At 63.5% G+C, this 12,572-nt stretch carries 12 protein-coding genes and 1 pseudogene; 6 read left to right on the top strand and 7 right to left on the bottom strand.

The features are described 5' to 3' along the window. Positions 1-17 precede the first annotated feature (17 nt). On the bottom strand, positions 18-422 hold the full coding sequence (locus RCO38_RS02525; protein WP_308326718.1) for a hypothetical protein: 405 nt from the start codon (positions 420-422) through the stop codon (positions 18-20). Positions 423-708: 286 nt separating this feature from the next. On the opposite strand from RCO38_RS02525, the gene RCO38_RS02520 reads away from it, so the two are divergent. The 3 genes from RCO38_RS02520 to RCO38_RS02510 all read left to right on the top strand — a co-directional run bounded on the left by RCO38_RS02520 (position 709) and on the right by RCO38_RS02510 (position 4,944). Next, a complete protein-coding gene (locus tag RCO38_RS02520; protein ID WP_308326717.1) occupies positions 709-2,475 on the top strand; it encodes a T6SS phospholipase effector Tle1-like catalytic domain-containing protein in 1,767 nt (588 codons plus the stop codon). 38 nt (positions 2,476-2,513) lie between these two features. After that, positions 2,514-3,422 carry a DUF3014 domain-containing protein gene (locus tag RCO38_RS02515; RefSeq protein ID WP_308326716.1) on the top strand — a complete coding sequence of 303 codons (909 nt, stop codon included), beginning with the start codon at positions 2,514-2,516 and terminating at the stop codon, positions 3,420-3,422. Positions 3,423-3,567: 145 nt separating this feature from the next. Beyond that, positions 3,568-4,944 carry an esterase-like activity of phytase family protein gene (locus RCO38_RS02510; protein ID WP_308326715.1) on the top strand — a complete coding sequence of 459 codons (1,377 nt, stop codon included), beginning with the start codon at positions 3,568-3,570 and terminating at the stop codon, positions 4,942-4,944. 22 nt (positions 4,945-4,966) lie between these two features. Here RCO38_RS02510 and RCO38_RS02505 read toward each other — a convergent pair whose 3' ends face one another. Continuing rightward, entirely contained in the window at positions 4,967-5,920 is a 954-nt protein-coding gene (locus RCO38_RS02505) for a hypothetical protein (protein ID WP_308326714.1), read from the bottom strand. A gap of 44 nt (positions 5,921-5,964) precedes the next feature. Beyond that, on the bottom strand, positions 5,965-6,168 hold the full coding sequence (locus tag RCO38_RS02500; RefSeq protein WP_308326713.1) for a hypothetical protein: 204 nt from the start codon (positions 6,166-6,168) through the stop codon (positions 5,965-5,967). 81 nt (positions 6,169-6,249) lie between these two features. Between RCO38_RS02500 and RCO38_RS02495 the strand changes: the two genes are divergently transcribed. Together RCO38_RS02495 and RCO38_RS02490 are read left to right on the top strand one after the other, a co-directional pair. Continuing rightward, complete coding sequence (locus tag RCO38_RS02495) at positions 6,250-7,170, top strand: hypothetical protein (protein WP_308326712.1); 921 nt, start codon at positions 6,250-6,252, stop codon at positions 7,168-7,170. Next, the gene (locus RCO38_RS02490; protein WP_308326711.1) at positions 7,160-7,402 is read left to right on the top strand and encodes a cold-shock protein; all 243 of its coding nucleotides are present in this window, start codon (positions 7,160-7,162) and stop codon (positions 7,400-7,402) included. Before RCO38_RS02495 ends, RCO38_RS02490 begins: the two co-directional genes overlap by 11 nt. Here the strand turns inward: RCO38_RS02490 and RCO38_RS24310 are convergent. Together RCO38_RS24310 and RCO38_RS02475 are read right to left on the bottom strand one after the other, a co-directional pair. After that, positions 7,300-7,935, bottom strand: a complete 636-nt coding sequence (locus RCO38_RS24310; protein ID WP_445297926.1) for a nucleotidyl transferase AbiEii/AbiGii toxin family protein — start codon at positions 7,933-7,935, stop codon at positions 7,300-7,302. The two genes, RCO38_RS02490 and RCO38_RS24310, sit on opposite strands and share 103 nt — an antisense overlap. 183 nt (positions 7,936-8,118) lie before the next feature. Then, a complete protein-coding gene (locus RCO38_RS02475) occupies positions 8,119-8,601 on the bottom strand; it encodes a helix-turn-helix transcriptional regulator (protein WP_308326710.1) in 483 nt (160 codons plus the stop codon). Between the two features lie 59 nt (positions 8,602-8,660). Here RCO38_RS02475 and RCO38_RS02470 point away from each other — a divergent pair. Continuing rightward, positions 8,661-8,906 (top strand): annotated as a pseudogene (locus RCO38_RS02470) (3'-5' exonuclease); the annotation flags it as partial. Positions 8,907-8,991: 85 nt separating this feature from the next. On the opposite strand, the gene RCO38_RS02465 reads toward RCO38_RS02470, so the two are convergent. Further along, positions 8,992-10,593 carry a P-loop ATPase, Sll1717 family gene (locus RCO38_RS02465; protein WP_308326709.1) on the bottom strand — a complete coding sequence of 534 codons (1,602 nt, stop codon included), beginning with the start codon at positions 10,591-10,593 and terminating at the stop codon, positions 8,992-8,994. Between the two features lie 49 nt (positions 10,594-10,642). Then, complete coding sequence (locus RCO38_RS02460) at positions 10,643-12,511, bottom strand: glutamine--tRNA ligase/YqeY domain fusion protein (protein WP_308326708.1); 1,869 nt, start codon at positions 12,509-12,511, stop codon at positions 10,643-10,645. Between the last annotated feature and the right edge of the window lie 61 nt (positions 12,512-12,572).

Raw genomic sequence — 12,572 nt, 5'->3', positions numbered from 1 at the left:
TCCCGTTTCTCCTGGCGTCATCGCGGCGCGTCGGCCGGAACGGGAGCCGGCACGGTCACCGTGAGCTCTCGCAGCACACCACCGCTGGGCACATCGCCCTGCACCCGGCCTTCGCCGCGCACCATGCGTTCACACATGTCGCGTTCGCTACCGGCCTGGTGAACCTGGCAGCGCATCAGGGCGTTGCGGGTCAGGGTGTCTGCATCTGGCAGCGGCGCGCGCCGGCCCTGCCGCGCTTCCTGGCGCACCGCGCCGGCTTCACGCAGACAATCCTGCCGGGCCACGGGCTCTGTGAGCAGCAGGCAGGCCTGGCGGTCGGTCTTGTATTGCGCATCGGCGGCCACGTGGTCACCCGCAGCCGCCGCCGGAACGGCGGAGGCGCAGAGGGCGATGGAGAAAACGCTGCAGGCCAGTGCATTCATGATGGGTCTCCTTTGAAGGTCAGGTCAAAGGCTGCCGGTCGGGCCGGTCTGTCCTGGCCTTCCAGGCCCTGCCGTTGAGCCATCCCATGGTGCAATCATCCTCGCCGCGCTGAGGTGCGTGCGTCCGACGACGCCGGCAGCGCGTGTAGGACATTGCCTCATCGAATGATGGAAGCGCACCCGCCGGACGCGGCTTGGTCACGTAGACAGCGTGGTGGCGGCGGCGCATGCTTCGCACCCGGGGGCCTCCACACCGCAGGGCCCCACGGCTTGAAGGAGCAGACCCATGAGCGACACGCTGCCACGCCAGATCGTCCTCTGCTGCGACGGGACCAACAACAACCTCACCGGTGGGGACAGCGACACCAACGTGGTGCGGCTGTGCGAGCTGCTTCGGCAACACGGCGACGCGCGCCAGCTGGTGTTCTACGACCCCGGCGTCGGCAACCCTGGCGAGTTGCCGGGCGCCACCGTCTGGGACAGCATCAACCGCTACGGCGAGCGGCTGGCCGGCCTGGCTTTCGGCCGCGGGGTCTACGAGAACATGGCCGAGTGTTACCAGTTCCTCATGTCGAGCTACCAGCCCGGCGACGAGATCTACATCGTCGGCTTTTCCCGCGGCGCCTTCACGGCGCGCAGCGTGGCGGGGCTGGTGAACATGTTCGGCATCCTGCAGCCGCACATGGTCTCGATGGTGCCGTCGCTGCTGCACATCTACTTCACCGACCGTGGCAGCGCCGGCGACAGCGCCCGCCGCATCGCACGGCAGGCCACGCAGCTGTTCGCCGACGCGCAGGAGCGGCACGTCGACATCCACTTCGTCGGTGTCTGGGACACGGTGGCGTCGGTGGGCATGCCGCCGTTCTCCAAGCAGTTCACCGCACGCGCCGACGTGGGCGGCAAGCGCTTCCTCAATGTCCGGCAGGCGCTGGCGCTGGATGAGTACCGCGCCCAGTTCGCACCCCGGCAGTATGTCGAGCCCAACGGCCTGTACCGCTCCGACCGCGGCCTGCCCGTGACGCTGAAACAGCTCTGGTTCTCGGGCGCCCACTGCGACGTGGGCGGCGGCTACGCACCCGACCGGCTTGCGCTCGCCCACCAGGCCATGGCGTGGCTGGTGGGCGAGGCCGTGCAGTGCGGTCTTCGCCTGAACGGCGCCGACGGCCAGCGCCTGACCGACCGGCAGGTGCTCGAGGCGCTGCACGCCCAGCCGCCAGGCCAGGCGCCGCTGACCCCTGTGGCCCACAGCGAACTGCACCGCACACCCCTGTGGGCCGTCACCGGCATGGCGGTGCGCACGCCGGGGCTGGTGGACGACGGCGCCGGGGGCTGGCAGACCATTCCGGCGGAAGAACATCCCAGCGTGCAGGCCCTGTCCGTCACGTACCCGAAAGACACTGTCTGGGCCCGGCCGCTGTCCTGGCTGCCCACCCTCGGGTGGTGCCAGGCCTTTGTGGTGCTCTACGGCGGCATCGGGCAGATGCTGCTGAAGACCGAGCACTACGCACAGCAGAGCTTCTGGGCCGACCTCTGGCAGGCGCTTTCCAGCTACCCGCAGTTCCTGGCCAAGAACCTGGACTTCGTGCGCTGGCAGATGCTCTGGTTCCACGACGGTCTGGCCGCTGTCGAGCGCGGCCAGATCTGGGAGGGCCTGATCAACGGCCTGTACCAGATGAACCAGTTCGGCTCGCCGCGCTGGTCGCTGCTGTGGGACCTGGGTCTCATCGTGGCCTACGCCCAGGTGCTGTCGCGCTTCTGCGTGGCCGGCTTCGCGCGCGGCGCCGGGCTGCGGCGCGTCGGGCAGCCGGTGCCGCGCTGGCTCAACCGCCTGGGCTGGGCGCTGCCGCTGATGGTGTTTGCCGACGTGGGCGAAAACCTGTTCACCTGGCTCACCATCACGCTCACCCACAGCGAGTACTTTTTCGTCGCGGCCCTCACCGGCGCGCTGATGTCTCTGCTGGCCCTGCTGAAATGGCTGGGGCTGGCGGGTGTGGTCTGGCTGATCTTGTGGCCTCCCGCACGGCGGGTGGACCCGGGGAGGGGCGGGGCGTAGCATGGGCAGTCTCCGCTGCAACCGGTGAAGACGAGGCCATGCAACCCGAACTGGACCCGGACGAGTACCGTCCCCCCGAACCCTCCCGAACTCCCTCCCTGCTGGTGGCGGTCATCGTGCTGGCCCTGGTGGTCGCCGCCGCGTACTACAGCTGGAGGCACTACCGGCCCGCGCCCGATCTCGAGGCGGCGCCGGTGGCCGCCGCCCCGCCTGCAGCCGCGGACCCGGAGCCGCCAGCCGCCACCGCCGCAGCGCCGGCTTCGCCCGCGATCGAACACCCTGTCGACACCGCCGAAGGCCAGGGCGACAAAGAGCCGCTGCCCGCGCTGGCCGACGCCGGCCCCCACGTGAACCGGGTGCTGGAGCGCCTGATCGGCCGCCAGAACGTGCTGAGCTTCCTGCAAGCCGACCGCTTCGTCCCGCACGCCGTGGCCACCGTGGACAACCTCGCGCGGGAGCAGGCGCCTGTTGCCGTCTGGCCCGTCAACCCAACGCCCCAGCGCTTCACCACCCTGCGCCAGAGCGGCCACGGCGAAACCATCCACCCCGACAACAGCCGGCGCTACCAGGCGATGGTGCGCCTCATCGAATCGGTGGACAGCGCGCAGGCGGTGGCCGCCTACCGCGGCCTCTACCCGCTGTTCCAGCGGGCCTACGAAGAGCTGGGCTTCCCGGGGCGCTACTTCAACGACCGGCTGGTGCAGGTGATCGACCACCTGATCGCCACCCCCGTGCCCGCGCAGGCACCGGCGGTGCACCTCGTGGAAGTGAAAGGCACCGTGCCGTCGCAGCGGCCCTGGGTGCGCTACGAGTTTGCCGACCCCGAGCTGCAGAAGCTGTCGGCCGGACGCAAGATCCTCATCCGCGTCGGCCCCGACAACCAGCGGCGCCTGCAGGCCAAGCTGGCCAAGCTGGCCGAACTCCGCCAGCATCTGGTGAAGAAATAGGCGGGCGGGCCGGACCACGCTCAGGCCGCCACACCCCGAACCCCGCCGCGCGGTGGGGGGCATGACAACCGTCATTGTTGCGTCACAGGGCCTTCATCAGGCGTGCATAGCCTCGTCGGCTTCTTCAACAAGAACCGCTTGCGTCATGTCTTTCCTTGCACAAACCCGCCTGGCCGCCATGCTGGCCCTGAGCGCCACCGCCTTCAGCGCCCACGCACAGACCGAAGTCACCGCCGTGCTGGCTGGCCACGCCGCCCTGTCCACCTACGCCACCGTCCCGGCGCCCAAGGCCGCCGGCCCGTTCTTCAAGATCGCCGGTCGATTCAACGCCGCCAATCGCCAGCGCAACGAAGCGCTGGGCACCTTTGAGGCCAACACCTTCGTGGGCGACGCCAAGTACCCCCGCAAGTCCGGCGGCAAGCTGCCCATCAAGGGCCAGTCGGTGCAAGGCTTCTCCGGCATCGTGTCGCTGGGCAAGTCCGGGTTTCTGGCGCTCACCGACAACGGCTTCGGCAGCAAACTCAACTCGCAAGACGCGCTGCTGATGGTGCACCGTCTCAAGGTCGACTGGGCCACGGGCGGCGTCACCCGCCTCAAGACCACCTTCCTGCACGACCCCGACCGCAAGGTTCCCTTCGCCATCCAGAACGAAGCCACCGCCGAACGCTTCCTCACCGGCGTGGACTTCGACCCCGAATCCATCCAGGTGGTGGGCGACGAGTGGTGGATCGGCGAAGAGTTCGGCCCCTACGTGCTGCGCGTCACCCCCCAGGGCAAGGTGCTGGGCGTGATCGAAGCCGTGGTGGACGGCAAGGCCTACCGCGGCCCCGACCACTACATGAACGGCCGCCTGCCCAACTACCCCGGCGACGCCGGCTTCGAAGTGCGCCGCAGCGGCGGCTTCGAGCCCATGGCCAAATCCATCGACGGCAAGACCCTGTACCCCATGTTCGAGTGGCCCCTGTGGGACGCCGCCGCCAAGAGCCAGGAAATGCACAAAGGCAAGCCCTTCACCCGCATCCTGGAACTGGACGCCGCCAGCAAGACCTACAGCGCCCGCCAGTGGAAATACGCCTTTGAAGAAGCCGGCAACGTCGCCGCCGACTTCCAGATGCTCAGCGCCACCACCGGCCTCGTCATCGAACGCGACGACGCCACCGAAGGCGCGGGCCAGGTCTGCAAAGACGAACCCCGCAACGACTGCTTCACCCGCCCGGCCCGTTTCAAGCGCATCTACAAGATCGACTTCGCACAGACCGACGCCGACGGCTTCGTGAAGAAGGTGGCCTACATCGACCTGACCAAAATCGCCAACCCCCAGCGCCTGGCCAAGCGCGGCCCGAACGAAGACAGCTTCGTGCTGCCGCACCTGGGCCCCGAAGGCCTGAGCGTGGTCGACGCCAATCACATCGTGGTGGTGAACGACAACAACTTCCCGTACTCCAGCGGCCGCACCCTGGGCCAGCCCGACGACAACGAACTGACCCTGCTCAACATCCAGGCGCTGGTCGAAGCGAAGTGATCGGCGCGTGCGCCGGACGCGCTCAGAAGTACAGCGCCACCACCTCGTTCACCGCATCGTCCATCAGCACCGGCAGGGCCAGCACCGACTGCGCACCCAGGGCCTGAAGGGCCTGCCGATCTTCCGGGGTGTCCGGCGTGGGCCACTGCGTGCTGGCCTGTGCCACACCGGTGCGCCAGGCGGTGCCGACCGCCCCCAATGCCTCAAGCTTGTGCACGGTGCCCGCGCCGGTGGGCAGTTCGCCGGCCGATTCACAGAAGCCGGAGATGCGCACCAGGTCGTCGGGCCGGCCGGGCTGCTGCGACCAGACCTCCACCCGCAGCGCAATCGGCTTGCTGGGGGCCGACAGCAGCGCCAGCACCCATGACGATGTGTCGCGCACGCTGCAAGGCAGGGCCATCGCCCGGCCAATGCCCAGTGCCAGCGCCGCCTCTTTGCGCAGGAAGCGGCTGGAACTGGCGATGTCGGCAATGCACACGGTCTGGCCCGTCTGCCAGGCCAGACCGGGCGCTCCTGTGCCCCTGGGCAACCAGCCATCGCGCGTCAGTGCCTCCAGCTCGGCGGCCTGGGCGCCGCTGCCAAAGTAGCCGTCCATCAGCGTCATGTCGGGGGAAATGCGCGCATCGTTGCGCCACAGCTCCACCGTGCCCACCGAAGTCGCCGCACCCCCCATCAGCAGCACCACCACGCACAGCAGCGCATCGCCTTGAAACACCGGCCACGCCACGGCACAGGTCAGGTCGATCGCCTTGGCGGCCGCCGCGCGCTTGAAATAGCTGCCCGAAAGCTCGCGCATCATGAGCGGGTGGCCCACCTCCCAGGCACGGCCTGGCAAGCCCTCGCCCCGCGCAAACAGCATCTGCCGCGTGATCGCCTCAAAGGCCGAAGCCCCCGGGAACCAGCCACTCGACAACTCCAGCGACGCACCGTCTTCGGTGGGTACCCAGACTTCGGCAATGCGGATCAAGGTGTTCATGGGCCAGCCATTAGCAAGTCACACGCCAGCTGAGCGCGAGCGGGTCAAACGCGCTGCGCGAAGAAGTGGCCCAGGTGGCCGATCTGCTGGACACCGCCCATCGCGAAGGCCACGCCTGGGGCAGATGAACCGTGTGCCGTGTGCACCGTGGCCTTCGTCACCTTGCCGTATTCGCTGGAGCACGTCCCGGCCACCCTGCCGTGCTTGCGCAGGCGAGCATTCGAAGAGGCAATAAGGAACATCGGCATCAGCTACCTACCTGTCATCCGTTCCAACGATAGGCATTCCTACAATGAAAAGGTCACCAGCTTTAGGGACCAGGGAGCCAGATGAACACCAAAGCCTCCACCCAAGGGGCCACCGGCGAAAGCATTTCGCCCGATCAACCGACAGATCAACTGACCCCCGACAGGTTGACGAGTTCGGGCAGCCGGGCTTTGGCTCTGGTGCGGGACTTCCCTTGGGTGGGGCTGGGGGTGCTCAGCACCTGCATTGGCGTGCTGATCATGTACGCCTACTTCCGTGGCATGGGTCATGTGCCTGCAGACATCGTCACCGTGCTGGGGGCTGGCGTGGGCATTGCCGGCGCGGCGTTTGTCTACATGCTGGCAGTCATGTTGGCCCTGATCGCCCCGCATGGCGCCTTCACACTGATGGACTCCCTCAGGAACGCTCCCTGGCGCCGGTGGTCGGGGTCGCTGAAGGACACCAACAACCTGCTCATTGGCGCTCAACTGCTGAGCGTGGGGCTGTTGCACCTGTATGTAGCATGGGGGGTGTGGCGCGACTGCGTGCCTGGACTTGCCTATGTCCTGATCCCGGCAGGCATCCTGTTGGGTACAGGCGGGGCCACCGTGGCCCATGCGGGGTGGCGGCGTGCTGTGTGGCGATGGGCGACGACCCTGAGCTTCCTGCAGTTGCTGCTGCTGTCTTCGCTGCCGTTGCTGGTGCTCAGCGATTTGCTGATGCCCACTGGCACGACCTCTGTTTGGGACTATCTGCTTTGGCTTGCGGTTTGGCTGGGGTTCGTTGTTGCGCTCGGATATCTGCCCAAAGAAGTGCCACTCTGGGCTGTCGCGATGGTTGTGCCGTTTCTGTTACCGGCAGTGCTTTGGGGTGCACCATTTCTTCGGGGACACGGTGACCTGTTCCCGCAGCTAGCACCTGACCATGAACACCGTCGCATCCAGATTCCACGGCAAGCTCACCAAATGAAATACCGACCGGGGCTTTGGCTTCGTGGCGGCTGACCAGGGTGGGCAGGAACTCTTCGTACACGTGTCCGCGTATCCGCGCGACGGGCGGGCGCCGGTGATCGGCGAGTCGCTGTCGTTTGAGCTGGAGCTGGACAAGGAAGTGGGATGGCTCGGCTACTCCCGCTACACCGAACGCGTCGAGGCGATGCCCTTCGCGCCCCAAAGCCTCATGAGGCTGCATCCCCAGCTTTTCAGTGCGACGGCCGCAAGCACTGCTCTCAGATGAGTTCTGCAGCGAGGCCAAGCAGTTTCTGCGGAACTGCCCTGGCATGGAGATGGACGGGGACAACGACGGCATTCCGTGCGAGCAGCAGTTGTGCTCTGGCCCTTTCGGCGGAGGATGACACGTTCGCCTGTGCGCCGACTTCCTGCGCATGCGTGAGCTGCCTCACCTTCTGAGGGCGAAGTCGAGCGTTCGTCGTACGTCGGCCGATAAGCCAGCGCGTCGATCACCTCAAACTGCACACCCAGCACCGCGCGCCGTTGCTGAATCTGCGTCAGAAACGCGTCCCGATGGCGGACGAGGTAGAGCGCAGCCGTCGCCAGCGCTTCCGGCTCCCGCTCGATCACCAGCGACAGGTCGAACAAGTCTCGCGCCGTGGCCCGGCCGCCCCGGTGCCAGAGCTTCTTGGCCACGATCTCGGCGGCGGTCTCCACCTTCACCTTGCGTCCCAGCAGCGTCCATTCGTCGTACGGTTGCGCCGTGAGGTTGGGCGAGGCCACGAAGTCGATCTCGCCTTCCGGCCGCAGCAGCTTCACGTAGCCCGGCCCCTCCACATAGTCCACCGACACACCCAAACGTCCAGAACGGATCGCTGATGCCGCGCCGGCCGATCTCGTCCACCAGCGTGAAGGCGTGGGCCAGCAAGGTTTGCCACACGCCTTCGGGCAGGGCGCTCGGTTGGGTGGACGGGTTCATGTCGATGATCTCTCAGATGCCACTCAGGCCCAGGCCGTGCGTGGCGACTGCAGTGCCTGTGCCCAAGCCGTCAGGTGCTTCCACAGCCTCTTGGGCGGCGTGTGCGTGCGTTCGGCCACTTCCGCCACACCGGCCACAATCAGCGGCAACGGCGCCTCGTCCAGCAGCGTGGACACCTGCGGCACCAGCGCGGGGGGCAGGGTGCCGGCCACCAACGCGTCGGCCAGAGCGCCCGGTTGCAGCGCCTGCCTGTAGCTCACGCTGGCCGTCTGGCTCAGCAAGGCCAGCGCGTGCGCTTGGGATGCCCGTGGCTGTGCGGCCAGATCCAGGCCCAGCAGGTTCAGCAGCGCCAACAGCTTGGCCGCGCCCAGGTCCACCAGAGAGCCGTTTTCCAGCTGGTTGATGGTGGCGCGCGACAAGCCGGCCAGCCGCGCCAGCCGCGCCTGCGAAAGGCCCAGCGCCTCCCGACGGGCTTGCACGAGTTGACCGATGTCTGCGAGGTTCATGGGCTGGAGTGGAGCACTGGATCTGAAAAATGTCAAACATGCTCGACGTTTTCAGGCTCTACGACCCCGCGCACGACAGCATCAAGGTGATGACGCTGCACGTCAGCAAAGGGCTGGAGTTCCCGGGGGTGGCGCTGGTCGGCGCCGGGCGCATGCCCGCCGAGGGCGAAGACGAACGCGAGGAAGCGCGGCTGTTCTATGTGGGGGCTACGCGGGCGACGCAGCGGTTGGTGATTGGGGCGAGTGGGGGCGGGAACTTCGCTACGCGCCTAGAGGCAAAAAGCGAGACCTGTCCCCGATCCTGACCCCGTTGAATCGTCGCGCGACTCAATGGTTATGTACGTGCGCCGGTTCAACGAATAGAAGGAAAGCAAGCTGTCAGTTGCCGCCCTAACTGCCGTCTTGTCCCTTGAACGTTTTTCCAACGTTCAAGGCTTTTGCGAGCCCGTAGAAGATTTCATATTCAACACCGGTTTTCACCTTGGGTGAGATGTTGGCATAGTTCCTATCCTTGAAGCACCAATGTATGAATGGCTTGTGCTGTTCTGTTCGCTCAATGTAGCAAATTACATTCAGGTCATACAGAAACTGCAGAAAATCATTTGCGGTTGCCATAAACCTAGGTGTGCCGGATGCCAAGGACTTTACGTGATTTTCAAGTTTCTTAAAGGCGGTGGAGTATTGTTGGTAGTCGAACTTGTCATGTCCTGACAAAAACTCGAAGAACTTCAAGAATGCCTCGTAGTTCTCTGGCCCATAGTAAAAGGAGAGGTGGTCCTTTACTTCGCCAAGTAGATAATTCGAGTACTGCCGCTTGAAATGTGGGTCTTCAAAATCCTCGGATGTGAAGTTGACCTTTTGGGGATTGGATTTCGCATTTTCCTTCAAAAGGTCCAGCATTGTAACAAAGTCACGCGGTCTGTAATATGACCAGCGAATAAAACTAAGAAACGATGTGGGCTTATCGTAGGTCTCAAATACGTTAGGTGAATTCCATGGGAAATATGCATCCCATGCGTCGCCGTGTTTAATGTTTGCGTCGCTTTGCTGGCTTTTGAGAAGGTTGTCAACTACCGCAAAAATGCCCGACTGCCTGTGATTGATGTAGTCTGTTCTCCAATCAAGAAAAACTGAGTTGTCTCGAATTTTTGTATTTTGATTCTGGAGTCCCAGTTTTTCAAAGATATCCGGTCTGATCAACAAGACGGCTCTCAGACGGCCTTTTGAATCTCTTATTGTAGGGAAGAAATCATTGTTAATTTCCCAGACTGCGTTTGCCAGCCCCTTGATGCATTCAAGGTAGTCCTCGTATGCAATTGAACTCGGTCTAATGTCAATGCCGTCAATGAAAATTAGGTGGCTTTGTGCGAGTTTTAGTTGGCTGAGGGCTTGTTCAAACTGTCTTTGTATGTAGAAAAGATTTATTTGAAATTTGCTTTCAACGAAGGTGACTGTGCTTTTGTCCTCCCCGCCTGCGCGAAGATGTTTTGCGATTATTTCGGCTGATGTTTTTGATTCCTGAATGAAGCTGAGTGCTTGAATTATTTCGGGTGAAAATGCGTTTGCGTAATATTCATCAATCGCGTCGTTTAGTCGTCTGAAATTTATGAAATTGAATATCTGACTGGTGGCAGGTTCCTTTTCAATTATTTGTTTGGCGATTAGGAGATAAATGATTATTTTCCAGATGCTGGAAAATTCGGATAGAGTGAGGTGCTTCTCTTTCTTTAGAGCAACAAACTTTTGGTATTCGGTTTCTCTGATGTATTTGGTTGTTGCTAGAATGTTTTTATAGTTATTGTTTGAGAGAAATACCGAGTATGCGGTTTTGCCTGTGCCCTTTTCGCCGATTAGGAAGCTCACGTTGGGTTCGCACAGACTGTCTAAGTAGTCGTTTTTAATGAAAATTCTATTTAGAAGATCTTTATTTTCTCGGCGCTTGTAATTTTCTGCGTCGGAGAATCCTGTCTCAAGATCTTTGATTGGTTTCATTTTTGATATTCCCTGTGAAAGTTGTTGAACAAAATCGTTCTTGTGCGGTTTATTTTCCCCATCCATCCTTCAACCCCGTCACCCGGTTGAACACCACTTTCCCGCCCACGCCGTGATCCGCCCGGTCGGCCACAAAGTAGCCGTGGCGTTCAAACTGGAATTTCTGGTCCGGCTTGGCGGCGGCCAGTGACGGCTCCACGTAGGCGGTCACCACCTTCAGGCTGTCGGGGTTCAGCGCGTCCAGGAAGTTCTTGCCGCCCGCATCGGGTTGCGGGTCGGTGAACAGGCGGTCGTACAGGCGCACTTCGGCGCTCACGCCGTCGGCGGCGCCCACCCAGGTGATGGCAGCTTTGGCCTTGACGCTGTCGGCGCCGGGGGTGCCGCTCTTGGTGCCGGCGATCACTTTGGCGTGCACTTCGGTCACTTTGCCGTCGGCGTCTTTGGCGCCCACGCCGGTGCATTCGATGACGTAGCCGCCTTTGAGGCGCACCACGTTGCCGGGGAACAGCCGCTTGTAGCCCTTGGGCGGCACTTCTTCAAAGTCCTCGCGCTCGATCCACACGTCCTTGCCGATCTTGAACACGCGGTCGGGCGGGGGTGTTTGCCCTTCTGCAATGGCGCTGTGGGGCAGGGCGGGCTGGGTGCAGTCTTCGGTGTAGCCGTCAGAGCCGAACACCTCGGCCCAGTTGGTGAGCACCAGCTTGACGGGGTCGAGCACGGCCATGCCGCGGTGGGCCTTGTTTTCCAGGTCTTCGCGCAAGCAGCCGTCGAGCGTGCTGTAGTCGATCCAGGAGTCGCTCTTGGTCACGCCGATGCGTTCGGCAAACAGCTGGATGGCTTCGGGCGTGTAGCCGCGGCGGCGCAGGCCGACGATGGTGGGCATGCGCGGGTCGTCCCAGCCGCTGACCTTCTTCTCGTTCACCAGCTGCGCCAGCTTGCGCTTGCTGGTGATCACGTAGGTGAGGTTCAGGCGCGCAAATTCGTACTGCCGCGGCGGCGGGGCCTTGAGCAGGCCGCCTTCGCACAGACGCTCCAGCAGCCAGTCGTAGAAGGGGCGCTGATCTTCAAACTCCAGCGTGCAGATGGAGTGGGTGATCTGCTCCAGCGCGTCCTCGATGGGGTGCGCGAAGGTGTACATGGGGTAGATGCACCAGGCGTCGCCCGTGTTGTGGTGCGTAGCGCGGCGGATGCGGTAGATGGCCGGGTCGCGCATGTTGATGTTGGGCGAGGCCATGTCGATCTTGGCGCGCAGCACGGCGGCGCCGTCGGCCAGCTTGCCGTCGCGCATTTCGCGAAAGCGGGCCAGGTTTTCGTCCGGCGTGCGGGTGCGGAAGGGGCTGTCCACGCCGGGCTTGCCAAAGTCGCCGCGGTTCACGCGCATTTCTTCGGCGGTCTGTTCGTCCACATAGGCGTGGCCGGCGGTGATGAGGTGTTCGGCCGCGCGGTACATGAAGTCGAAGTAGTTCGACGCGTAGTACAGGTGGTCTTCGATGACTGGTCCGTTTGGGCCGTTGAAGCTGCTTTGCCAGTTGAAGCCCAGCCACTGCACCGCGTCGAGGATGGAGTCCACGTACTCCTTTTCTTCCTTCTCGGGGTTGGTGTCGTCAAAGCGCATGTGGCAGACGCCGCCGTAGTCGCGCGCCAGGCCGAAGTTCAGGCAGATGCTCTTGGCGTGTCCCACGTGCAGGTAGCCGTTGGGTTCGGGCGGGAAGCGGGTGCGGATCTTGGCCGGGTCGGGAATGCCCGCGTCGTGGAAGGCGGCATCACCCGGGCCGCCGCCCCACTGTCGGCTGGCGTAGGTGCCTTGTTCCAGGTCTTTTTCGATGATCTGGCGCAGGAAGTTGCTGACCTTGTGCTCCTCGCCTTCGGCGGCGGGAGCGTTGTTTTTAGAGGGGGAAGAAGGGGTGTTGGAGCTCATCCGGCCATTCTAGGGCGGCGCCTCCGGCGCTATCATGGCCTTCGCCCATTCTGGCGCCTCC

The sequence above is a fragment of the Hydrogenophaga pseudoflava genome (assembly GCF_031020795.1).
In the GTDB taxonomy this organism is placed as follows: Bacteria; Pseudomonadota; Gammaproteobacteria; order Burkholderiales; family Burkholderiaceae_C; genus Hydrogenophaga; species Hydrogenophaga pseudoflava_A.
The sequence above is the reverse complement of the archived record's forward strand: the minus strand, read 5'-3'. Positions and strand labels throughout refer to the sequence as shown.

Coding starts and splice junctions, on each gene's coding strand:
- RCO38_RS02525 (WP_308326718.1), bottom strand. CDS start 422: ATGAATGCACTGGCCTGCAGCGTTTTCTCCATCGCCCTCTGCGCCTCC.
- RCO38_RS02520 (WP_308326717.1), top strand. CDS start 709: ATGAGCGACACGCTGCCACGCCAGATCGTCCTCTGCTGCGACGGGACC.
- RCO38_RS02515 (WP_308326716.1), top strand. CDS start 2,514: ATGCAACCCGAACTGGACCCGGACGAGTACCGTCCCCCCGAACCCTCC.
- RCO38_RS02510 (WP_308326715.1), top strand. CDS start 3,568: ATGTCTTTCCTTGCACAAACCCGCCTGGCCGCCATGCTGGCCCTGAGC.
- RCO38_RS02505 (WP_308326714.1), bottom strand. CDS start 5,920: ATGAACACCTTGATCCGCATTGCCGAAGTCTGGGTACCCACCGAAGAC.
- RCO38_RS02500 (WP_308326713.1), bottom strand. CDS start 6,168: ATGCCGATGTTCCTTATTGCCTCTTCGAATGCTCGCCTGCGCAAGCAC.
- RCO38_RS02495 (WP_308326712.1), top strand. CDS start 6,250: ATGAACACCAAAGCCTCCACCCAAGGGGCCACCGGCGAAAGCATTTCG.
- RCO38_RS02475 (WP_308326710.1), bottom strand. CDS start 8,601: ATGAACCTCGCAGACATCGGTCAACTCGTGCAAGCCCGTCGGGAGGCG.
- RCO38_RS02465 (WP_308326709.1), bottom strand. CDS start 10,593: ATGAAACCAATCAAAGATCTTGAGACAGGATTCTCCGACGCAGAAAAT.
- RCO38_RS02460 (WP_308326708.1), bottom strand. CDS start 12,511: ATGAGCTCCAACACCCCTTCTTCCCCCTCTAAAAACAACGCTCCCGCC.